This is a genomic window from Bacteroides gallinaceum (genome assembly GCF_030373775.1).
GTDB classification, from domain to species: Bacteria; Bacteroidota; Bacteroidia; order Bacteroidales; family Bacteroidaceae; genus Phocaeicola; species Phocaeicola excrementipullorum.
Genome location: NZ_JAUDEN010000013.1, coordinates 58097 through 80562, shown reverse-complemented (window position 1 = coordinate 80562; position 22466 = coordinate 58097). Strand labels below are relative to the sequence as shown.

General features: G+C 47.2%; 17 protein-coding genes and 1 tRNA gene. 7 read left to right on the top strand and 11 right to left on the bottom strand.

Going from position 1 to position 22466, the window contains the following annotated elements; all coding sequences use genetic code 11:
- Positions 1-116: 116 nt before the first annotated feature.
- The 6 genes from recQ to QUW60_RS08725 form a co-directional block, all read right to left on the bottom strand.
- Positions 117-2300: a DNA helicase RecQ gene (recQ, locus tag QUW60_RS08750; protein WP_258337975.1), complete on the bottom strand. Its 2184-nt coding sequence runs from the start codon at positions 2298-2300 to the stop codon at positions 117-119.
- A 134-nt stretch (positions 2301-2434) separates the two neighbouring features.
- The gene (clpX, locus tag QUW60_RS08745) at positions 2435-3682 is read right to left on the bottom strand and encodes an ATP-dependent Clp protease ATP-binding subunit ClpX (protein WP_289559898.1); all 1248 of its coding nucleotides are present in this window, start codon (positions 3680-3682) and stop codon (positions 2435-2437) included.
- 12 nt (positions 3683-3694) lie between these two features.
- On the bottom strand, positions 3695-4387 hold the full coding sequence (gene clpP, locus QUW60_RS08740; protein WP_258337996.1) for an ATP-dependent Clp endopeptidase proteolytic subunit ClpP: 693 nt from the start codon (positions 4385-4387) through the stop codon (positions 3695-3697).
- A 165-nt stretch (positions 4388-4552) separates the two neighbouring features.
- Positions 4553-5899, bottom strand: a complete 1347-nt coding sequence (gene tig / locus QUW60_RS08735; RefSeq protein WP_289559896.1) for a trigger factor — start codon at positions 5897-5899, stop codon at positions 4553-4555.
- 248 nt (positions 5900-6147) lie between these two features.
- Positions 6148-6912: an ABC transporter ATP-binding protein gene (locus QUW60_RS08730; protein WP_258337972.1), complete on the bottom strand. Its 765-nt coding sequence runs from the start codon at positions 6910-6912 to the stop codon at positions 6148-6150.
- On the bottom strand, positions 6909-7652 hold the full coding sequence (locus QUW60_RS08725; protein WP_258337971.1) for an MlaE family ABC transporter permease: 744 nt from the start codon (positions 7650-7652) through the stop codon (positions 6909-6911). Before QUW60_RS08725 ends, QUW60_RS08730 begins: the two co-directional genes overlap by 4 nt.
- A gap of 131 nt (positions 7653-7783) precedes the next feature.
- On the opposite strand from QUW60_RS08725, the gene lptB reads away from it, so the two are divergent.
- Entirely contained in the window at positions 7784-8602 is an 819-nt protein-coding gene (lptB, locus tag QUW60_RS08720) for an LPS export ABC transporter ATP-binding protein (RefSeq protein WP_258337970.1), read from the top strand.
- 32 nt (positions 8603-8634) lie between these two features.
- Here the strand turns inward: lptB and QUW60_RS08715 are convergent, their stop codons facing one another.
- A complete protein-coding gene (locus tag QUW60_RS08715) occupies positions 8635-9678 on the bottom strand; it encodes a mannose-1-phosphate guanylyltransferase (RefSeq protein ID WP_289559893.1) in 1044 nt (347 codons plus the stop codon).
- A 170-nt stretch (positions 9679-9848) separates the two neighbouring features.
- Between QUW60_RS08715 and QUW60_RS08710 the strand changes: the two genes are divergently transcribed.
- A tRNA-Leu gene (locus tag QUW60_RS08710) sits at positions 9849-9932 on the top strand.
- 130 nt (positions 9933-10062) lie between these two features.
- Here the strand turns inward: QUW60_RS08710 and QUW60_RS08705 are convergent.
- Positions 10063-10905, bottom strand: coding sequence for a helix-turn-helix transcriptional regulator (locus tag QUW60_RS08705; RefSeq protein ID WP_258337968.1), 843 nt, complete (start codon positions 10903-10905; stop codon positions 10063-10065).
- A 183-nt stretch (positions 10906-11088) separates the two neighbouring features.
- Here QUW60_RS08705 and QUW60_RS08700 point away from each other — a divergent pair, with 183 nt between their 5' ends.
- A complete protein-coding gene (locus tag QUW60_RS08700; RefSeq protein ID WP_289559890.1) occupies positions 11089-12333 on the top strand; it encodes a multidrug effflux MFS transporter in 1245 nt (414 codons plus the stop codon).
- 95 nt (positions 12334-12428) lie between these two features.
- Here QUW60_RS08700 and pnp read toward each other — a convergent pair whose 3' ends face one another.
- A complete protein-coding gene (gene pnp / locus QUW60_RS08695) occupies positions 12429-14624 on the bottom strand; it encodes a polyribonucleotide nucleotidyltransferase (RefSeq protein ID WP_258337966.1) in 2196 nt (731 codons plus the stop codon).
- A 372-nt stretch (positions 14625-14996) separates the two neighbouring features.
- Here pnp and QUW60_RS08690 point away from each other — a divergent pair, with 372 nt between their 5' ends.
- From QUW60_RS08690 to QUW60_RS08675, 4 genes are all read left to right on the top strand, one after another.
- Positions 14997-16142, top strand: coding sequence for a TlpA disulfide reductase family protein (locus tag QUW60_RS08690; protein ID WP_289559888.1), 1146 nt, complete (start codon positions 14997-14999; stop codon positions 16140-16142).
- Between the two features lie 294 nt (positions 16143-16436).
- Positions 16437-16901 (top strand): transcription elongation factor GreA, encoded by a 465-nt coding sequence (gene greA, locus QUW60_RS08685; protein ID WP_289559886.1) that lies wholly within the window; start codon positions 16437-16439, stop codon positions 16899-16901.
- A 51-nt stretch (positions 16902-16952) separates the two neighbouring features.
- Complete coding sequence (locus QUW60_RS08680; protein WP_289559884.1) at positions 16953-17345, top strand: HIT family protein; 393 nt, start codon at positions 16953-16955, stop codon at positions 17343-17345.
- Between the two features lie 196 nt (positions 17346-17541).
- Positions 17542-19917 carry a TonB-dependent receptor gene (locus QUW60_RS08675; protein ID WP_289559882.1) on the top strand — a complete coding sequence of 792 codons (2376 nt, stop codon included), beginning with the start codon at positions 17542-17544 and terminating at the stop codon, positions 19915-19917.
- Positions 19918-19995: 78 nt separating this feature from the next.
- On the opposite strand, the gene QUW60_RS08670 is transcribed toward QUW60_RS08675, so the two are convergent.
- Positions 19996-21036 (bottom strand): endonuclease/exonuclease/phosphatase family protein, encoded by a 1041-nt coding sequence (locus QUW60_RS08670; RefSeq protein WP_258337961.1) that lies wholly within the window; start codon positions 21034-21036, stop codon positions 19996-19998.
- A gap of 18 nt (positions 21037-21054) precedes the next feature.
- Positions 21055-22458: a DUF5689 domain-containing protein gene (locus tag QUW60_RS08665; protein ID WP_289559880.1), complete on the bottom strand. Its 1404-nt coding sequence runs from the start codon at positions 22456-22458 to the stop codon at positions 21055-21057.
- Between the last annotated feature and the right edge of the window lie 8 nt (positions 22459-22466).

The window sequence follows — 22466 nt, the reverse complement described above, 5'->3', positions numbered from 1 at the left end:
CGGATTTTCTTCCAAACCAACAGACGACTTAACATCTTTTTTCAAAGAAAACGCGAAAAACAGCGGTTCATTCCCCTGTTTTCCGCGCCTGCACACATTTTCTTGTGTCTTTTTGGTCAATTTGCCATTTCAGAAATGAACTTGATGCGAACCAGACGGATTTCATCTTCCGTGTAGTCATCGCCCAGTTCCTCCATCGCATCATCAATATTGTCGGTCGTAGATTCCTTGAAATAATCATAAATGTCCTGCATATGGTCTTCGTCCATGATTTCATTCAAGAAATAATCGATGTTGAGCTTGGTTCCCGAATAAACAATCGCTTCAATTTCATCAAGCAGTTCGCTGAACTCAATACCCTTAGCAACAGCAATATCGTCAAGCGCCACCTTACGGTCGATACTTTGAATGATTGAAACCTTCAGTTTCGACTTGTTGGCAACCGTACGCACGCGTAAATCTTCCGGTCGGTCGATTTCATTCTCCTCGCAGTGTTTCTTTATCAGGTCGCAGAACTCCTGTCCATAGCGTTTTGCCTTTCCGGCTCCAACTCCCGGGATATTCTGCAACTCCTCCAATGTAACAGGATAAATTGTAGCCATGGCCTCCAACGAAGGATCCTGGAAAATCACATAAGGAGGAACATCCAGTTTTTTCGACATCTTCTTGCGCAGATCTTTCAGCATAGCATACAGAACCGGATCAACGGCACACGAAGCTCCGCTCCTCATCGGAGTTTCTTCCGCTTCCTCTTCATCAAAATCCGTATCTTCCACAATCTTGAACGATTTCGGCTTCTTCAAGAACTTGTGTCCTTCGGAAGTAACCTTCAGCAGGCCATAGTTCTCTACATCTTTCTTCAAGTACCCGGCAATCAAAGCCTGACGGATTACAGCATTCCACAGCCTGTCCTCCTCGCCCATTCCGGCACCGAAAATCTCCAGATCCTCATGTTTATGGGCAAGCACTTCCGACGTTTCCTTACCCAACAATATATCAAGAATATACTCTTGTTTAAAATTCTCTTTTACAGCGATGATCGTTTCTATCACCGTACATAATGCATCCTGAGCCTCCACTTGTTTCTTAGGATTTAAACAGTTATCACAATTTCCACAATTGTCTTCGGTATATTCTTCTCCGAAATAATGCAACAATATCTTTCTGCGGCAAACGGACGACTCAGCATAAGCTGCCGTTTCCTGCAACAGCTGACGTCCGATTTCCTGCTCAGATACCGGCTTCCCTTGCATGAATTTCTCCAGCTTCTGCAAATCTTTATTCGAATAGAACGTGATGCACTGGCCTTCTCCCCCGTCGCGTCCGGCTCGTCCGGTTTCCTGATAATATCCTTCCAGGCTCTTAGGGACATCGTAATGAATCACGAAACGCACATCCGGCTTATCAATCCCCATGCCAAACGCGATGGTAGCCACAATCACATCTATGTCTTCTTTCAAGAACGCATCTTGATTGGCATTCCGTGTGGCAGAATCCATCCCCGCATGATACGGGCGCGCCTTGATTCCGTTCGCCTGCAAAATCTCGGCCAGTTCCTCAACCTTTTTCCTGCTCAGACAGTAGATAATCCCCGATTTACCTTCGTTGTGTTTGATGAACTTCACGATATCAGCATCCACATTGTTCGTCTTGGCCCTCACTTCATAATACAAGTTCGGACGGTTAAACGACGATTTGAACTCAGCCGCCTCCATCATCCCCAAGTTCTTCTGGATATCCATCTTCACTTTCGGAGTAGCGGTTGCCGTAAGCGCAATGATCGGAGCCTTTCCGATTTCATCAATAATTGGACGTATACGCCGGTATTCCGGACGGAAATCATGCCCCCATTCAGAAATGCAGTGCGCCTCGTCTACAGCATAGAAAGAAATTTTCACTTGCCTCAAAAACTCAACGTTATCTTCTTTTGTCAGCGATTCAGGAGCCACATAAAGCAGCTTGGTCTTGCCGGCAAGAATATCCGACTTCACCTGTTCAATCGCAGACTTTGTCAGTGAAGAATTGATGAAATGCGCCACGCCATCTTCTTCGCTGAAGTTGCGCATCGCATCCACCTGATTCTTCATCAAGGCAATTAGCGGAGAAATAACAATCGCAGTACCTTCCATCAGCAGGGAGGGAAGCTGGTAGCAGAGGGACTTGCCTCCGCCCGTAGGCATCAATACAAAAGTATCTTTCCCGGATAACAAATTCCGGATAATCGCTTCCTGATTACCTTTGAAGGTATCAAAGCCAAAATATTTCTTCAGTTGCTCTGTCAAATTGATATTTTCCGTCATTGTCCTCAGATTTAATGTATAATTCCCGTTGAAATTTTCTGTCTATAAAGTTATAAACAACTTTTCATATCATGCAAGAATTTCGGCGAATATTTTTCTCCAAAGACTTCTCTTCACAAAAAACACTCACTTTTTCACGCCACCTGCAACCTTGACAGATTCGCTTTCCCCATCTGTTCTTTTGCATAGGCAAGCGTCACCACCAGGCGGTCGGTCTTCTGAGATGGAATCTCGAACATCGTATCCATCATGATGGTTTCTACTATCGAACGCAGTCCCCGGGCACCCAGCTTGTATTCCATAGCCTTGTCAACGATATACTCGAACACTTCAGGCTCAAACTCCAGCTTGACCCCATCCATTTCGAACAGTTTGACGTACTGCTTGATGATGGAGTTTTTAGGCTCGGTCAAAATACTTCGCAAAGCCTTGCGGTCCAAAGGATTCAGATAAGTAAGCACCGGCAAGCGGCCGATAATTTCGGGAATAAGCCCGAACGACTTCAGATCTTGCGGCGCAATATACTGCATCAAGTTGCTCCTGTCTATCTTAACCTGCTCCTTTGCGGCATTATAGCCTACGACATTCGTATTCAGGCGCTGGGCGATTTTCCGTTCGATTCCGTCAAAAGCTCCGCCGCAAATAAACAGAATGTTTTTCGTATTCACCGGAATCATCTTCTGGTCGGGATGTTTGCGTCCGCCTTGAGGGGGGACATTGACCACAGACCCTTCGAGCAGTTTCAACAAGCCCTGCTGAACGCCTTCCCCGCTCACATCGCGAGTGATGGAAGGATTATCTCCCTTACGCGCTATCTTGTCGATTTCATCAATGAACACGATGCCCCGCTCGGCTTCGGCAACGTTATAGTCTGCCACCTGAAGCAAACGGGTAAGGATGCTTTCGATATCTTCTCCGACATAACCCGCTTCGGTGAGCACAGTGGCATCAACAATGGTAAACGGCACATGAAGCAGCTTCGCTATCGTACGGGCAAGCAAAGTCTTCCCCGTACCGGTGCTTCCTACCATAATGATGTTCGACTTCTCTATCTCCACATCCGCCTCATCTTTCGGCTGAAGCAGACGCTTGTAATGATTGTAGACAGCAACCGACAGATAACGCTTTGCATCATCCTGTCCAATGACATACTGGTCAAGAAAATCCTTTATATCTTTCGGTTTCGGCAGTTCGCTCATATCCAGTTCACCGGCAGGCTTGTTCTTCGCCTGAAGCGTTTCCTGAACAATCTCATGCGCCTGTTCCGCACAGCTGTCACAGATGCAGCCATTGATTCCCGTTATCAGAAATCCGACTTCGTTTTCCGTACGGCCGCAAAAATTGCATCTTCTTTTTGTTCTTGAACTTTTATTATCTTCCAATTTGTCTTGTTTTTATTTCGTTATATCTTGTTGTGCTGCTTCAGGTTTGCGCGAAAGCACCTCATCAATCATCCCGTAATCCTTCGCCTCCTGGGCCGTCATCCAATAGTCACGGTCGGAATCCGCCCAAACCTTGTCAAAAGGCGTATGCGAATGGTCGGCGATGATCGTATAAAGTTCCTTCTTCAGTTTCTGTATTTCACGGGCTGTAATCTCGATGTCTGAAGCCTGTCCCTGCGCTCCGCCCATCGGCTGGTGAATCATCACGCGCGAGTGCGTCAGAGCCGAACGCTTGCCTTCCTTTCCCGCCACCAACAATACAGCCGCCATAGAAGCCGCCATGCCTGTACAGATTGTAGCCACATCGCTGCTGATAAACTGCATCGTGTCGTAGATGCCCAATCCCGCATACACAGATCCTCCCGGCGAATTGATGTAAATCGAGATATCTTTTCCTGAATCTACAGAATCCAGATAAAGCAGCTGTGCCTGAAGCGTGTTTGCCGTATAGTCGTCAATAGGCGTTCCGAGGAAGATGATACGGTCCATCATCAGCCGGGAGAACACATCCAGCTGAGTCACGTTCAACTGACGCTCTTCCAGAATATACGGGTTCAGATAGCCCGCCTGCGACTTGATCACATCGTCAAGCACCATGCTGTTCATGCCCAAATGCTTGGTAGCATATTTTCTAAAATCATCCATCATATCTTATAAAGATTAAAGTCACACAATGAAAAGGAGGCCTTCAATCCCCCTCTCTCCCGACTAACAAAAGTACAAAACACTTCCGTCTTGTGGAAGAAGTCCGATTAAAAGCCCCCTTTTTTAGCAAGTTTTAGCAATTTGCGTCCACCCGCATTTGCTTGTTTATTGAAACATCTGATTGAATTCCTCAGCCGAAACAGCTTTGTGATTCAATGTCACCTGTTCTTTCAGAACATTAGCCAGCTTCGTTTCAATCACACGATTTACAAGAGCCTCTACGCTTTCACGCTTCTTCAGCATTTCCTTAGAATAGTTTTCAAGCAGTTCATCAGGCACATTGATCATTCCATACTGAGCAAACTGAGCGCGGGTAGCCTCCTTCGCCATATCGCTGATATCGCTCTGTTCAACCTTAATGCTGTTGGCAGCCACCAGCTTTTCTTTAATCAAATGCCATGTCAGCTCCTCGATGCTCTTGTCGTAGTTCTGAGAAACGAACTCTTCACCTTTGTCTTTGTTATTGTCAAGCATGATGCGCTTCATCAGTTCATCGGCAAATTCCAGTTTGCCAACCTTGTTCATCGCATAGTTGCGCACATCAATCAAGAACTTGTAATCGGCGTCGGCAGCAAACTGTCCGGCAATCACCTCCTTAATTTGAGCACGGAATTCTTCTTCCGTATGTGCCTTGCCTTCTCCCAGCACCTGATCAAACAGCTCCTGGTTCAGGTCGCCCGGAATCATACGCGTAATTTCTTCAATCTGGAAGCTGAAGTTACCTTTGTGATTTGCAACTTCTTCTTTCTTGACCTTCAGCAAGGAAGCCAGTTCGGCCTCATTGTTGTCGAAGGCAGCCGCAGGGTTGAACACCAGCACCGTATTCACTTTCACTCCGTTGAAGATAGCCTTCTGCTCATCGTTCTTCATGTAAGAAGGCATCATCACAGCGCCTTCTACCTGAACGCCGCCCTCTTTTGTATTGCCGTTCTCATCAAGTTCAGCCAACAGACCCTTCAGCAGGTCGTTATCCTGATACTCTTCCACTTTTTCATATTTGGCCGTACGCTGGGTGTACATCTTCACCTGCTGTTCAACCATTTCATCGGTTACATTGATATCATAATAATCGATGGTATCCTCTTTCGAAAGCGCCAGGTCAAATTCAGGAGCCAGAGCTATATCGAACGAGAATTCAAAGTTCTCGTCTGTCGCGAAGTTTACGTTGTTTTCCTTCGGCAGCGGAGTTCCCAGCATATTAACCTTGTTGTCACGGATATATTCGCCCACTTTTTCTTGCAGCAGCTTGTCAACTTCTTCAATCAATACAGAAGTTCCATACTGCTTTTTAATCAGTCCCATCGGAACCATACCTTTACGGAATCCGGGCATATTCACTCTCTGACGCAGAGTCTTCAGGGATTTGTCAACCTGAGCCTGATAATCAGCTTTTTCAATCTGAGCAGTAAGCACAGCACTTACTTTGTCAACATTTTGCAATGAAATATTCATTTCCGACTTATTTATTTAATTATTAGTTTCTTTTATTTTCTACAAAGCGGTTGCAAAAATAATGCTTAATCTGGCAATTACCAAAAAGTCAGGCAAAAAAAAGAAAAACGCACGCTTGCGCATATTTCCTCTGCCCTCTTCAAAAAACGGCCGCTCATCTGAAGAAAGATGAGCGCATGTCTTGCATAAAACGAACGCCCATCCGGAGAGGTTTTTCCGCCCTCCTTTTTCGCGCCGGAAGCATCCCGTCATTTGGCCTTGTTTTCTTCCTGCTTCACCTTCCGCAGCAGGTCGGAAGCAAAAATGAAATTGTTCAACCGCTCGTTGGTTGCATTAAACACGTCATCCTTCGTGCCTTCCCATTCTTTCCGGCCTTGATAGATGAACAGAATGCTGTCGCCTATCCCCATCACCGAATTCATGTCATGCGTATTGATAATGGTAGTCATATTATATTCAACCGTGATGCCATGGATCAAGTCGTCGATAACCAGCGAAGTCTTGGGGTCAAGCCCCGAATTTGGCTCATCGCAAAAAAGATACTTCGGCTGCAAGGCTATGGCACGGGCAATCGCCACACGCTTCTGCATGCCTCCGCTGATCTCTCCGGGATATTTATCCTGCGCATCTATCAGGTTCACACGGTCCAGACAAAACCGGGCACGCTTCACGCGGTCACGGTAAGTATCCGTTGAAAACATGTCAAGAGGGAACATCACATTTTCCAGCACAGACAACGAGTCGAACAAGGCTGCACTCTGAAAAATCATCCCCATTTCCCGGCGAAGCGCCTGCTTCTCTTTCTTTCCCATATGAATCAGATCCCGTCCGTCATAAAGCACCTCACCATTTTCAGGTGTAAGCAGACCGACAATGCATTTCATCAGCACTGTCTTTCCCGAACCGCTTTGACCGATTATCAGGTTAGTCTTTCCATCATCGAAAGAGAAATCGATGTCGTCAAGAACCGTACGTCCCTCAAACGACTTGCATATAGAATTCAGTTGTATCATCCCATTAACAATTGTGTAAGTATCAAATCAGAAAACAATATCAGCACACTGCTTGACACCACCGAGTCTGTGCTGGCCTTTCCCACCGCAATAGAGCCTCCTTCAACCGTGTAGCCGAAATAGGCCGACACACTGGCTATGATGAAAGCAAAGAAAAGTGATTTGATAAACCCGCACCAGATATACCATTCCACAAAGCAATATTGCAAACCGTACTGCAAGTCAGTCGCATTCATTATTCCGGCAAACCACGCCGTACAGAAGGCACCGATAATTCCGGCAAATATGCTGAATGTAACCAGCAGCGGGATAATGGTCATCAGGCCGAGTATCTTGGGAAGTATCAGGTAAGAGGCCGAATTGATCCCCATTATCTCCAGTGCGTCAATCTGCTGGGTAACGCGCATTGTCCCGATTTCGGAAGCAATGTTCGACCCCACCTTTCCCGCAAGGATCAAACACATGATAGAAGACGAAAACTCCAGCAGCAGAATTTCTCGCGTGGTATATCCCACCACGAATCGGGGCATCCACGGACTCTCGATATTCAGCTTGATCTGAATGCAGATTACCGCTCCGATAAAAAATGAGATCAGAAGGACAATGCCGATGGAATTGATTCCAAGCTGCACCATCTCATTGACATATTGCTTGAAATACATTCGGAAACGTTCCGGACGAGAAAAAACCCGGCTCATCAGCACAAGATATTTTCCAAAGTTCGTAATAGGCTTTACCATAAGCTTGAATAATATTTGGTACAAAAGTACGCTTTTTTAGCTATATTATAATAAAAGATAAGACGAAATTCTACTGAACGACCATATAACCCAATAATTTTACTACTTTTGCAGCACTCAACGATTCTATTATGGCAGAGCTAGAGAACCAATCACATACAGCCGAAGCATTCGAACTCCCGACTGACGGACGGATGATATTGCGCACAGAGAACTTAGTGAAGAAGTACGGCAAACGTACGGTAGTAAGCCACGTGTCGATCAATGTGAAGCAGGGAGAAATCGTAGGCCTGTTAGGCCCCAATGGGGCAGGAAAAACCACATCTTTCTATATGACAACCGGACTTATTGTGCCAAACGAAGGGCACATTTATCTGAACGATCAGGACATCACATCCTATCCGGTATACAAGCGTGCCCAAATCGGTATCGGCTATTTGGCGCAGGAGGCTTCAGTGTTCCGCAAGATGAGTGTGGAAGACAATATAGCCTCCGTGCTGGAACTGACAAACAAAAGCCCGGAGTATCAGAAAGAAAAACTGGAAAGCTTGATCGCTGAATTCCGCCTACAGAAGGTAAGGAAGAATCTGGGCGACCAGCTTTCGGGAGGCGAACGCCGACGTACGGAAATTGCCCGCTGCCTGGCCATCGACCCTAAATTCATCATGCTTGACGAACCGTTTGCCGGAGTTGACCCGATTGCCGTAGAAGACATCCAGCACATTGTGTGGCGACTGAAAGACAAGAATATCGGTATCCTGATTACAGACCACAACGTACAGGAAACACTGAGCATCACCGACCGGGCCTACCTGCTGTTCGAAGGTAAAATCCTCTTCCAAGGCACGCCCGAAGAACTTGCCGAAAACAAGATTGTACGAGAGAAATACTTGAGCAACAGCTTTGTGCTGCGAAGGAAGGACTTTCAGGAAAAAGAAATCCGGGAATGACATTTCCCGGACTCTTTCTATCTCATCCATTGTCAGGAATATTTTTCTCCGAAACGCATTTCAACGTCGTTCACAAATTTACGGATAGCATTCTGGTCGTCTTTCCTGCAAATAAGAAGCACATTGTCTTTTTCAACCACCAGATACCCTTCAAGATCCTGTATCACTGCAAGCTTGTCCTTCGGCATCATTATCAGATTGTTCTTGCATCCGTAAAGCATCGTATTGCTGTCGATAACCACATTACGTTCTTCGTCTTTCGGCAACAAATCGTGAAGAGCACCCCACGTGCCAATATCCGCCCAACCGAAATCACAAAGCTGCACATATACATTGTCTACCTTTTCCATAATACTCGTATCGAAAGAACTGTTGGGACATGAGCTGAAATCCGGACGGTCGCATTCCACACGCGGACATATATCCGAAAGCATTTCATGAAAAGCCTTCAATATCGTATCAATGTGCCAAATGAAAATCCCTGAGTTCCAAAAAAATTCGTTACCCTGCACAAACACCTCGGCAAACTCCCTTGCCGGCTTTTCGATGAATGTCTTGATTTTGCAAAAATCCCCCTCACGCTCTTCAGACACCTGAATGTATCCATATCCCGTTTCCGGATAAGTCGGCTTAATCCCCATCACGATCAATTTACCTGAATGTGACGCAAACTCCATACCTTTCAGCACTGCCTGCTTGAATTCCTCCTGCTTGAGCACCATATTATCCGACGGAGCCATTATCACCGTTGCGTCAGGATCCATCTTCTGAATGACATGTGATGCATATGCGATGGCCGGAGCCGTATTCCTATGCTCCTCCTCAATAATAAGCTGACTTTCCTTTACCTCGGGAAGCAGTTCAAGCACAATATCCTTATAATCCTTATAAGTTGAAATATAGATATTTTCCGGAAGAACAATCTGCCTATACCTTTCGTAGGTCTGCTGGATAAGGGTCTGTCCACTTCCGAAAAAGTCGAGAAACTGCTTGGGCAATGCTTTCCGGCTATACGGCCAGAACCTCCGCCCCGTTCCGCCAGCCATGATAACACAATAAAAATTATTATTACTCATGGTTAATAATATAATAGCGTTAAAGTTTACGCTAAGATAATCTTTTTTCCCCATAAATGCCCCTCAAAAGGATCCAAAATAGTGTTAGATAAGTTTTTTTGACCATTTTTCGGGAAAACTGTTGCAGGTTCGAAAAAAAGGCGTACCTTTGCACCACAATTCAATGAAATGCCCAGATGGCGGAATCGGTAGACGCGCTGGTCTCAAACACCAGTGGAGTAACATCCATCCCGGTTCGACCCCGGGTCTGGGTACGAGCAAATCGGCTAAGTGATTAAACATCAACACTTGGCCGATTTCTTTTTATCCTTATTTATCCCCAAATCATCTCCAGACATACCTAGACGCAAATAATTTAACTCTGTCCGCCGTAAAACAAAGAAACTACTTCAAACGAAATTCTTTGGGCGACATGCCCGTGTTCTTCTTGAAGAATCGCGTCAGGTACGACTGGTCCGCGAAATGCAAACGCTCCGCTATTTCTGCAACCGACAGTTCGGGCTGATTCAACAGCACCTTTATTTCTGCCGTCAACTGCTCGTCGATCAACTCTTTCGGCGACCTTCCATCCATATACTGCATCGTCACCTGATGCAGATAGCGCGGAGTTATGCACAACTTTTCGGCATAGAACGACACTTGATGCTCTTGCCGCCCATGCTCTCTGACCAGCTGCATGAATCTGTGGCAGATGACCTGCTTCCGGCTATACTGGTTCTTCAACGCCAGCTTTTCCTGAATGGTGTTGAACAGCCACATCAGCATTCCCTGCAAATAATCATGTTCCTGCTGCCGCCTGAACTGCGAGGTGCTGCCTGTAAACAGCATCTTTGCCATATCCATCCAAAGATTGATTTCTTTCCATGTCTTCTGGCTGCGTTCGTCTGCCGTATGCCGGTAGCAAGGATGCTCATGCGTATAATTAAAATAAGGTGTATCAATAGGCAGCACAGCTTTCAGAAAAACCTCTTGAGGAAACATCAGCAAACGGACGCGGAAATCGTCCGAAGCCTCAAGAAGCTGCAGCAACGTGCCCGTCAGAAAAATCAGTTCGGTCTGTCCGGCCAATTCATATTGCTGCACACCCGTTGACATGCGGGCATATCCCTGCACACAAATAATATAAATCCCACACTGAAAATGACAAGGCTTTAAACGAAGAAACTGCAGATCGGTTTCCTCGTAATGAATATTTAAGGTATCAGACGGAAAAAGTGTATTATCCATATCCTGCTATATTCCCCAAATGGATTTATTCTGTTTTTTCCTACAAATATAGCCAATAATCCGCTGCCCTGTATATATTTCCACCACATTGTTCCTAAAATGAAATGTTTTGTACAAATTCCGAAATATTCCATCCCATAGAAATGCCCTAATTTTGCAGGCGAATTAAAAAACGGCACGACAATGAAGAGCAGACAAAATTCAAGAACCTTCACCATAATCTTTTTAGGAATGCTGAGCGCATTCGGGCCTTTCGTAATGGACATGTACCTGCCTACCCTGCCTGCAATGACCGGCTATTTCAACACGTCATCATCAATGGTGCAATTGGGACTGACGGCCAGCATGATCGGACTGGCTGCAGGACAGCTTGTATTCGGTCCTGTCAGCGACAAATTCGGCAGGCGTTCCTCTCTGCTTGCCGCCATGATTCTCTTCCTGCTTTCTACCGCGGGCTGCATTCTTTCCGAAACCATCTTGCAGTTCGTTGCGCTTCGGCTTGTCCAAGGAATAGCCGGAGCCGGAGGCGTAGTTATATCCAGATCCATAGCAGCCAACAAATATGCAGGACACGAACTCGCAGCCATGCTGGCAATCATCGGGGCTATCAACGGAATAGCTACTGTAGCCGCCCCCATTGCCGGAGGCACTTTATCCGAAATCGGCGGATGGCATGGAATATTCTGCTTCCTGCTCTTTCTGGGAGTCATTCTGCTTGCCGGAAGCTTCCATTTCAACGAATCATTGTCTTCCGAACAACGCGCCTCCATGCGCTGGAGCAACGTATTCCGACGCTTCAGAACCGTGACGCACAACAGGCAATACCTCTGCTACATCCTGCAATACGGATTGACCATGGGGGTGCTCTTCGCCAACATTGCTTCTGCCCCGTTCATCATGCAGCAGCACTATGGGCTGAGTCCGATGGAATTCAGCCTTTGCTTCGGGGCCAATGCTATCGCAATGGTCATATCGTCTACCGTAGCTGTAAGGTTCCGCAACATGAAAGATGCGCTTGGATTCGGAAGTTCCGCCATGCTGCTTCTGTCAACTGTTTTATTCGTTGCACTCTACCTCGGATGCAACTTCTGGATATACGAAACGCTGGCTTTCTGCCTGCTGGCCATGGTAGGAATGACATTCACCGCCTCCAGTGCACTGGCAATGGACTGCGAACGGACAAACGCTGGGATAGCTTCGGCTCTGTTGGGCGCTATCGGATTTGCATTCGGCGGAATCGTTTCTCCTCTTGCGGGACTGGGCAACATACTGCATACTGCCGGCCTCCTGTTTCTGGCGGGTTCGCTCCTTTCCCACCTCTGCGCCAACTACGCGCTCGCCCGCCACAACTCAACACGCCGCATTACGGATGAAATCTTTTATATGCTCCGGCGCGCAAGTGCCTCCACACGCATTTTGCGCAAATAACGGCTATAAGATCAGACCGAGCATACAAAAAAGTCCTGCCCCCATTGAAGAGAGCAGGACTTTCTTTATGCGAATAAGCTTAAGCTAAGCTGCATTTATTCTTTCGGATTGTTGTGCGGACGACGTTCGCGCTTTCCGCGTCCTTCGCCTTTGCCGTTTCCGTTTTCCACACCTTCCGGTTTGGGAAGCAGAGCCTTGTGCGACAGTTTGAATTTGCCCGTTTTCGGATCGATATCCATCAGCTTCACGTCGATTTCATCGCCTTCTTTCAGTCCGGTTTCTTCAATCGTTTCAAAACGCTTCCAGTCGATTTCAGAAATGTGGAGCAAGCCGTCTTTTCCAGGCAGGAACTCAACAAATGCTCCGTAAGGCATTACAGAGCGCACCTTGCCTTTATAGGTTTCGCCCACTTCGGGAACAGCAACAATATTCTTGATAAGGCGAATTGCGTCATCAATGCTCGTCTTGTTGTTTCCGGCGATTTCAATGCGTCCCACACCGTCGGTTTCTTCTATCGTAATGGTAGCTCCGGTTTCCTCCTGCATACCCTGAATAATCTTTCCGCCCGGGCCGATTACGGCTCCGATGAATTCTTTCGGAATGGTCATCGTTTCGATACGCGGAGCATGAGGCTTCAGTTCGGCGCGAGGTTCGGCGATGCAGTCGGTCAATTTGCCGAGAATGTATTCGCGTCCCTGCTTTGCCTGCAACAGTGCTTTTTCAAGAATGTCATACGTAAGTCCGTCGCATTTGATATCCATCTGTGTAGCGGTGATACCGTCGCGGGTACCTGTCACCTTAAAGTCCATATCTCCCAAGTGGTCTTCATCTCCCAAGATGTCTGAAAGCACCGCATACTTGTCTTCTCCGGCATTCTTGATCAATCCCATTGCAATACCTGATACCGGCTTCTTGATAGGCACACCGGCATCCATCAGGGCCAGTGTTCCGGCACATACGGTAGCCATAGAAGACGAACCGTTTGACTCGAGAATATCTGAAACCACACGCACACAGTACGGATAGTCTGCGGGAATCTGTCCTTTCAGCGCACGCCATGCCAGATGGCCGTGACCGATTTCGCGGCGGCCTACACCGCGCTGCGCTTTTGCCTCACCGGTTGAGAACGGCGGGAAGTTATAGTGCAGCAAGAAACGCTCCTTGTGCTGGTCAAGCACATCATCAATGATCTTCTCGTCGAGCTTTGTTCCCAGCGTCACGGTACTCAACGACTGAGTTTCACCGCGGGTGAAGATTGACGAGCCGTGAGGACCGGGCAGCGGACTTACTTCGCACCATATCGGACGTATGTCAGTAGTGGCACGTCCGTCCAGACGTTTTCCTTCGTCAAGGATGCAACGGCGCATAGCCTCTTTTTCCACATCGTGGTAGTAGCGGTCGATCATAGGGCCTTTTTCTTCCAGCTCTTCTTCTGTGAACTGAGCCTTGAATTCGTCGCAGATGGCAGCAAACGCATCTTCACGTTCGTGCTTGTTCTTGTTGCCTGACTCTGCTACGGCATATGCCTTTGCATAGCAGGCTTCATGAACGGCCTTGCGCAGATCTTCATCATTTTCTTCATGACAGTATTCGCGCTTCACCGTCTTGCCCGCTTCCTCCATCAGTTCCATCTGCGCCTTGCAGTGAATCTTGATTTCTTCGTGAGCGAACTTCATGGCTTCCAGCAGATCCTGTTCTGAAACTTCCTTCATTTCGCCTTCCACCATCATGATATTATCGTAAGTTGCTGCAACCATGATATCCATGTCGGCACGCTTCAACTCTTCAAAAGTAGGGTCGATAACGAATTTGCCGTCGATGCGGGCTACACGCACTTCTGAAATCGGGCCTCCGAACGGGATGTCGGATACGGCCAAAGCAGCAGAAGCGGCAAGTCCGGCCAGTGCGTCAGGCATGTCAACGCCGTCGGCAGAGAAAAGAATGATGTTCACGTATACTTCTGCGTGATAGTTGTCCGGGAACAGCGGGCGCAAGGCACGGTCCACCAGACGACAAGTAAGGATTTCGTAATCAGAAGCCTTTCCTTCACGTTTGGTAAAGCCACCCGGAAAACGTCCGAATGAGGAATATTTTTCTCTGTACTCTACCTGGAGAGGCATGAAATCTGTACCGGGAACTGCATCTTTTGCTGCACAAACAGTAGCCAGCAGCATGGTATTTCCCATGCGCAGCATAACAGCACCATCTGCCTGTTTTGCAAGCTTTCCCGTTTCGAGCGTGATGGTTCTTCCATCTCTCAACTCGATCGTCTTAACAATAGGATTGATCATAAAAAACTTTTTTATATTATTTCAAAAATCTGCGCAAAGATAGATATTTTATTGTATACCACCCTCGTTATCCGTGAAAACTTTTACCGCCAACACGTTTTTTATATGTTCGTTTTCTGAAACCGGAATCACGTTTCCTCATTTTCTCCGCCACCGAAATCCCCTCAAAAAAAGACAGGCCATCTCTGCAAAGATGACGGGACAAACCGGGCAAGACGAGCGGCCGTTTTATTCAAGGCTACGGCCGTTTCCCGGCGGCCCTTCCCTGCCCGGAAAAAGGTTTGCAGGCGCGTGAAATCGATTTGTGGCGGAAAAACTTTGTGAAGTCATGAAAAGAAGTAACTTTGCAGCAAAATTAAAAAAGAACTGTCAATGAAAAGAAGTGCTTATATGGTGGCAGCTTTGATAGCTGCCGTTCTGGCTGGCTGCAACCAGAATCCGTCTTTCCTCGTAGAAGGTGCGGTAACTGGCGCCGATGACAAAATGCTGTATTTTGAGCAGACCGGTCTGGAAGGTATTGTTGAACTCGACTCTGTCAAGCTCGGCAGCAAGGGAACTTTCAGCTTCAAAGGCAACCGCCCCGAATCTCCGGAATTCTATCGCCTGCGCATAGACAATCAGATCATCAATTTTTCGGTAGATTCCATTGAAACGGTAACGGTGAAGGCCGATTACAACGGCTTCTCCACAGACTATCAGATTGAAGGTTCGGAAAACAACCTGAAAATAAAGGAACTTGCTTTGCTGCAGTCCGGACTGCAGCAGGCTGTCAACAAATTAGGACAGTCGGGGCTGCCCGCCGGAATTGCTCAGGACAGCTTGATGCGGATAGTGAATGCCTATAAGGAAAAGGTGCGCCGGAACTATATTTTCGCGGCTCCCAACAAGTCATACGCCTACTTCGCATTGTTCCAGACGCTGAACGGCTACATGATTTTCGACCCGCTGACGAGCAAGGACGACGTGAAATGCTTTGCGGCCGTCGCTACCAGCCTGAACAACCTTTACCCCCATGCCGACCGTTCGCGCAACCTTTATAACATGGTAATTAAGGGAATGAAGAATACGCGCACGCCGGCGCAGGAACAAATAGCTCTGCCGGCCGACAAGATTCAGGAAACATCCATCATAGACGTTCCGCTGAAAGACATCAACGGCAAGCTTCATCACCTTACAGACCTGAAAGGAAAAGTCGTGCTCCTCGACTTCACGGCTTATGGCGCCGCCACCTCCGGCGTACGCAACCTTGCCTTGCGCGAACTCTACAACAAGTATGCGCCGCAGGGATTCGAAATTTACCAGGTTTCGTTTGACGTGGACGAGCATTTCTGGAAAACCGCGGCCGACAATCTGCCGTGGATTTGCGTCCGCGATCCGCAAGGCCCCTACTCATCGTATATCAACATATACGGTCTGACCAAACTTCCCGGAAGCTTCCTCATAAACCGCAATAACGAACTGAGCCTCCGGCTCCCGGAAAACGCCGATCTGGAAACGGAAATCAAGAAACTTCTTTAATATTCCATATATGTTGTAAAGCATATCTCTCTGCATTTGGTTCGTAATACAAAAAAGCTTATCTTTGCAGAAAATACAAAGAGTTTATAGCCAAGAGGCTGTATCAAAATTTTTACTGACTATTCAAAATTGTCATTCTGAACAAAGTGAAGACGGTGGGCGTTGTCTTTCTCAGTGCCCGTCTTCTTTTCTTCGTTCAGAATGACTTTACTTTTGATAGGTGGTTCTATTTTGGAACAGCCCTTTACTTTTATCTGAAATTATTAACTAACGAAATATATAGGAGGAAAAATTATGGCTTATATGTCAGAAGAAGGCTACCAGCAACTGGTGGCTGAATTAAGACGCCTTGAGTCGGTTGAACGGCCGAAGGTGATTGCTGCCATTGCGGAAGCGCGTGACAAGGGCGACTTGTCGGAAAACGCAGAATACGATGCAGCAAAAGAAGCGCAAAGTATGCTTGAAATGAAAATCAACCAGCTGAAAGCTACTATCGGAGATGCAAAAATCATCGACACTTCAAAGCTGAAAACAGATACAGTACAGATTCTGAGCCGGGTGGAACTGAAGAACGTAAAGACCGGAATGAAAATGGCGTATACAATTGTGTCTGAAAACGAAGCAAACCTGAAACAAGGTAAAATCTCGGTGAACACTCCGATTGCGCAAGGGCTGCTGGGAAAGAAAGTAGGCGATGTCGCTGAAATCACGATTCCCCAGGGCAAAATCAGCTTGGAAGTAACAGGTATATCATTCTAACAGAAGGCAGGTCTGCTTCGTGCAGGCTTGCCTTATTTAATTTCATACGGTATGGCAACAATATTCAGCAAAATCATCGCAGGTGAGATTCCCAGCTACAAAGTAGCCGAGAACGACAAATTTTATGCTTTCCTCGACATCAACCCACTGGCCAAAGGCCACACGCTGGTAGTGCCGAAACAGGAAGTGGATTACATTTTTGACCTTTCTGATGAAGATCTGGGAGAGATGCACGTGTTTGCAAAACATGTGGCACTGGCAATCCAGAAGGCCTTCCCCTGCAGAAAGGTAGGCGAAGCGGTAATCGGACTTGAGGTTCCCCATGCTCACATTCATCTGATTCCGATGCAAAAAGAATCAGACATGCTGTTCTCGAATCCCAAACTGAAACTCCAGCCGGAGGATTTTGAAGCCATTGCAAAGGCTATCAGAGAAAATCTTTAACCGGAATATCCGGCACGAACCAAGAATCCGTTTACATTGAACCGTTTACAATCGTGTCTGAAGAAGGTGTGACAGGATAAAGATCCAAGTGTAAAGACACAGACTGGCAGCTATTTTCTCCTCTGCAACTTTATATTTCCTGTGCCCGGCCCGCTTAAATCCTGGCACACCTTCTCACCGACCTCTTCCAAAGCCTATGTCCTTCAAACGAATAGCCCTGTTCCTGACTTTGCTTCTGGCCGTCTTTCGGCTTCTGGCTGCCAACTACCGCATAGCCGGAACCGTAATCGACCGGAAATCACGCGAACCGATCGAATTTGTCAACGTTCTGGTTATGGGACTGGGAATCGGCGGCACGACCGATGCTTCCGGCAATTTTGAAATCAGAAACGTGCCTCCAGGAATCTACAGCCTGCAGGCTTCATTGATAGGCTACAAAACAGCCGTGACTCCGGAATACAGAGTGAATCACATCACCCCTCATATTTTTATCGAGATGGATGAAGAAGCGGCAGCACTGGATATGGTCACCGTTACGGCCTCTCCTTTCCGCCGGGTGGCAGAAAGCCCGGTCAGCCTCCGCATCATCGGAATGCAGGAGATAGAAAAGGCACCGGGAGCCAACCGGGACATATCGCGTGTGGTACAGAATTATCCGGGTGTAGCATTCTCCCCCATCGGCTATCGCAACGACCTGATCGTACGCGGAGGAGGCCCCTCAGAAAACCGCTTCTACCTCGATGGAGTCGAGATTCCAAACATCAATCATTTCAGTACACAAGGAGCATCAGGAGGGCCGGTCGGGCTGATTGACGCAGACTTGATCCGCAACGTAAACTTTTACAGCGGAGCTTTCCCCGCCAACCGAGGCAATGCGCTGAGCTCGGTTCTCGACTTCAGCCTGCGCGACGGTGACATGGAGCATAATTCAATAAAGGCTACGCTGGGAGCATCAGAAGTTTCACTGAGTTCCAACGGACACTTCGGCGAACGTACCTCCTATCTGGTATCCGTCCGGCAGTCATACTTGCAGATGCTTTTCAAAGTGCTGGGCCTGCCTTTTCTTCCAGCCTACACCGACGCTTCGTTTAAAGTCAAGACCCGCTTCAATCCGCAGAATGAACTGACCGTACTGGGATTGGGAGGAATCGACCGCATGAAACTGAATCTGGGCATCGACGGAGAGGATGCAGAATACATGCTGAGCTATCTGCCAAAGATAGAACAGGAAACCTTTACGCTGGGAGGAGTCTACCGGCATTATGCCGGCAATCATGTGCAAACGGTCACATTGAGCCACAGCTACCTGAACAACCGCAACCTGAAGTATCTGAACAATGATGAAAGCAGTGAAGAGAACCTGACACTGAATCTGCGCTCTGTAGAACAGGAAACAAAATTGCGGCTGGAGAACACTTCTGCATGGAACGTATGGAAACTGAATTTCGGACTGGAGCTGGGGCAGTCGCACTATACGAACACCACTTACCAGAAAATTTTTACCGACCAGATGCATCTGTCAGACTATCATACCAGCCTGAACCTGTTACGCTGGGGGCTATTCGCGTCAATGAACTATATTTCCTCCGATGAAAGCTTCACCGCATCATTGGGATTGCGGGCGGATGCGAACAATTACAGCGACAGAATGAAAGAGCTCTGGCGCCAGATGTCACCCAGGCTCTCGGTATCATACCGGCTGCTTGACGGACTTTTTCTGAGCGGCCATGTAGGATTATATTACCAGCTTCCCCAATATACGGCATTGGGATTCAAAGGAAATGAAGGGCAGTATGTCAACCGCGATCTGGATTATACTTCCGTTTCGCAAGAAAGCATCGGACTGACCTGGAACCCGAATGAAACGATGGAAGTATCAGTTGAAGGATTCTATAAATTATACCGCAATATGCCTCTTTCCGTAACCGACGGCATACCTTTATCCTGCAAAGGGAACGACTATGGAGTGATAGGCAACGAAGAACTCGTGTCGAAAGCTCAAGGACGTTCATACGGGGTTGAAATGATGTTCAAATGGCTGCTCACTAACCGGCTGAACCTTTCGTCCTCATTTACGCTGTTCAAGAGCGAATTCCGCTCCGGCAACGAAGGAAGTTATCTGCCGTCCGCATGGGACAACCGCTTTATTCTGAACGTAAGCGGCACGTACAACTTTCCGAAGAACTGGAGCGTAGGAATGAAAGTATGCTGCATCGGCGGCTCTCCCTACACTCCTTACGATACGGACAAGTCATCGCTGGTGGAGGCATGGAACGCACAGGGCAAGCCCTACTTCGACTATAGCCGCTACAATTCGGAACGTCTGCCTGCTTTCGGACAACTTGACGTGCGCATAGACAAAACGTTTTACTTGAAGAAATATATGCTCGGCTTCTATATCGACATACAGAACATCACCGGGAGCAAGCTGCGCCAGCAGGATGTACTGATGAGCACCGGGCAGATAGCAAACCCATCTGCTCCGTCGGCTGAGCAGCGTTACGTAATGAAGTCAATCAGACAGGAAAGCGGAACGGTGCTTCCCACATTGGGAATTACTTTTGAATATTGATCAAAAAGTAAAGGCGGACGGGTGAACGAGGCCGTTTATTCAGTTTCTCCATCACCCGTCCGCCTTTGCCCGTCAATGTCATTGGATTTCTTTAATGAAATATGTCAGTGTGGGTAAATGGTCACTGTATCCGTTCTGGAAGGTCGTACCCGAAAAGGTTCTCAGCGGATAGCCTTTATACTTGCCCTCCTGCTGGATAAGGAACGAACGGTTAAAGATCTCCGATTTCCAGAACTTCAGCGTACTGCGGTCTTTGCCCAACAGATTCCCCGAAACGATCTGCTGGTCAAACAAGTTCCATTTGTCCTGATAACACAGCGAGCCGATGCCTTCATCGAAGAATTTCCAAGTTGCGTTGAAATAACCATCCGGCTTCACATCTTTCTTATTCTTCTTGGCACCCAGAACCTTGCTGCAGCTCGGGTCGCTCGGATCATCATTCAAGTCGCCGACGATCAAGACTTTCGCTTCCGGGTTGTCTGCATGAAGCGAATCAGCGATATGCTTGACAATGCTTGCCGCAAACTCCCGCAACGGAGAAGACTTGGCACCGCCATAGCGCGAAGGCCAGTGATTCACAATCAAGTGGAAAGGCTCCCCTGCCAGAAGTCCGTTTACCAGAAGAATATCACGCGTACGATAGTCAGGCATATCCGGTTTGTTGAACGGATATTTCTGAGCAGAAATGAAACGGAACAGACGCGGGTTATAAAGTGCTGCCACATCAATTCCCCGATGGTCGGGCGACTCAAAATGCACGATCTGATAGTTTCTCGAAGCAACAGGCTCTGCCTTCACCAAATCTTCGACCACCTTCCGGTTCTCCACCTCCGAAATACCTATAATCGCCGGCCCGGCAGGGCAATAGTCAAGCGCCAGTTGAGAAATCACTTTAGCCACATTGTTCAATTTCTGCCTGTATTTTGTTTCCGTCCATTCGTACGGACCTTTAGGAGTGAACTCATCATCCCCCGGGTTGTCCGGATCATCTTCCGTATCCCAAAGATTTTCCAAGTTATAGAATGCCGCGGCATATACGCCCAGCCTTTTCTGCTGTGCAGAAAGGCTGAGTGCAATACATGTCACAAACAGGCTCAATAAAATGATTCGTTTGTTCATAAATAATCAGATTACATTTTAATTGTTGGTCGGTATCGGTTCTATAGGCGTGCCTCCATCTCCGGTATTGCCGCCTTGAGAGCCTCCACCACTTGTTGCGGTATACAACTTAACATTATACAAACGAAGCCCGTATGTATTGTCTGCGGACGTAGTATAAAACTCCAAGGTAGTATCGTCAGAAACATTTACATTCTCAAACGTGAATTTGAAGGGCGTATTGCCTTGCTTATCATCACCGGTAACAACTTTACTTGGCACAGTCAGCTCAGTTCCATTGCAACGCACTTTCAACGTGTTCAGATCCTGAGTTTCACCAGCATCATATACATTCGCTCCAGCTTCATATACCAAAGTAGCTACAGTTTGTCCCTGTGCATTGATGCCCTTTATCTTAATATTAATATCAGAACCGGTAGGATACCAAACGTTCGTGTAATTGTTTGCGATACGCACAGAAGCCTTTCCTGATTCGTCTTCGAACATCTCCTTCGGATTATCAAACCCATTGTAATCTTTAAATAAAGGCCAATAACTGCCACTCCTCTCCGGAGTCCCGAAAGTTTCACTGAAGATAACGTTTTCTTCCGTTTCACCTCCCTGTTCTCCATCGCCAGCGCTTTCTCCTGTAAAGTCAGCAACATCATTGATCGAACGGAGAGTCAGCTGCCATGTACCGTTGAATCTTCCCAAAATACCAGTTACATTGCCTCTTCCTGCAGGGAGCGTCTGTCCGGCAAAATCAGCATAATTGCTGGTGCGCACCATCAGCGTATTGCCATGACTATCTACGATATTCTCTTCACCGTAACCACTTTCCGGAGCGAAAATGTTTTTACCTCCGTTTGCAAAAGACACATTCGTAAACTGGACAAGCTTGAACTTATAGCCGTCAACGTTTGTGTTGACCGTACTTATGTCATCAATGACTGTAGGTTTGGCGTTTTCGGGATTAGCCCATCCGTCTTTGCTCACAACCTCCTGAAATGTTTCCCATGGGGTACGATAAAGATAACCGTCAGGATGTCCCAACTGTTGCTCGTCGCCATACACTGATATGCTCAATCCTTTCAAGTTTACATAAACAACCTGTCCCACCGGATAATAATTGTACACGCTGTTCTGGTCAACTTCCATCTCGATGGCACTTGTTTCATCCTGAAAGTATATTTTTTTATAGATGTTTCCCGATTCGTCGTTACCTGTTACGGTAGCCTTCAAAACAAAATCTCCGGCGATAACGAACGGTACATCCTGGGTTGCGCTCGCGCCTAATTCGCGCAATTCGGCTATGGTTGTATTTGCTGCCGGACCGGTATATTCCGGTTCGCTCAAAGGAGGTGCATCATAATCGCGTTCGCAAGCAGTAAATGCAAATGAAGCGGAAAGCAGCAATAAACTGAATTTATTCAAAAGTTTCATATATGATA

Excerpts from the sequence above, each read along its gene's own strand:
- recQ (WP_258337975.1), bottom strand. The coding sequence starts at position 2,300 with ATGACGGAAAATATCAATTTGACAGAGCAACTGAAGAAATATTTTGGC.
- clpP (WP_258337996.1), bottom strand. The coding sequence starts at position 4,387 with ATGGATGATTTTAGAAAATATGCTACCAAGCATTTGGGCATGAACAGC.
- tig (WP_289559896.1), bottom strand. The coding sequence starts at position 5,899 with ATGAATATTTCATTGCAAAATGTTGACAAAGTAAGTGCTGTGCTTACT.
- QUW60_RS08730 (WP_258337972.1), bottom strand. The coding sequence starts at position 6,912 with ATGATACAACTGAATTCTATATGCAAGTCGTTTGAGGGACGTACGGTT.
- QUW60_RS08725 (WP_258337971.1), bottom strand. The coding sequence starts at position 7,652 with ATGGTAAAGCCTATTACGAACTTTGGAAAATATCTTGTGCTGATGAGC.
- lptB (WP_258337970.1), top strand. The coding sequence starts at position 7,784 with ATGGCAGAGCTAGAGAACCAATCACATACAGCCGAAGCATTCGAACTC.
- QUW60_RS08715 (WP_289559893.1), bottom strand. The coding sequence starts at position 9,678 with ATGAGTAATAATAATTTTTATTGTGTTATCATGGCTGGCGGAACGGGG.
- QUW60_RS08705 (WP_258337968.1), bottom strand. The coding sequence starts at position 10,905 with ATGGATAATACACTTTTTCCGTCTGATACCTTAAATATTCATTACGAG.
- QUW60_RS08700 (WP_289559890.1), top strand. The coding sequence starts at position 11,089 with ATGAAGAGCAGACAAAATTCAAGAACCTTCACCATAATCTTTTTAGGA.
- pnp (WP_258337966.1), bottom strand. The coding sequence starts at position 14,624 with ATGATCAATCCTATTGTTAAGACGATCGAGTTGAGAGATGGAAGAACC.
- QUW60_RS08690 (WP_289559888.1), top strand. The coding sequence starts at position 14,997 with ATGAAAAGAAGTGCTTATATGGTGGCAGCTTTGATAGCTGCCGTTCTG.
- greA (WP_289559886.1), top strand. The coding sequence starts at position 16,437 with ATGGCTTATATGTCAGAAGAAGGCTACCAGCAACTGGTGGCTGAATTA.
- QUW60_RS08680 (WP_289559884.1), top strand. The coding sequence starts at position 16,953 with ATGGCAACAATATTCAGCAAAATCATCGCAGGTGAGATTCCCAGCTAC.
- QUW60_RS08675 (WP_289559882.1), top strand. The coding sequence starts at position 17,542 with ATGTCCTTCAAACGAATAGCCCTGTTCCTGACTTTGCTTCTGGCCGTC.
- QUW60_RS08670 (WP_258337961.1), bottom strand. The coding sequence starts at position 21,036 with ATGAACAAACGAATCATTTTATTGAGCCTGTTTGTGACATGTATTGCA.
- QUW60_RS08665 (WP_289559880.1), bottom strand. The coding sequence starts at position 22,458 with ATGAAACTTTTGAATAAATTCAGTTTATTGCTGCTTTCCGCTTCATTT.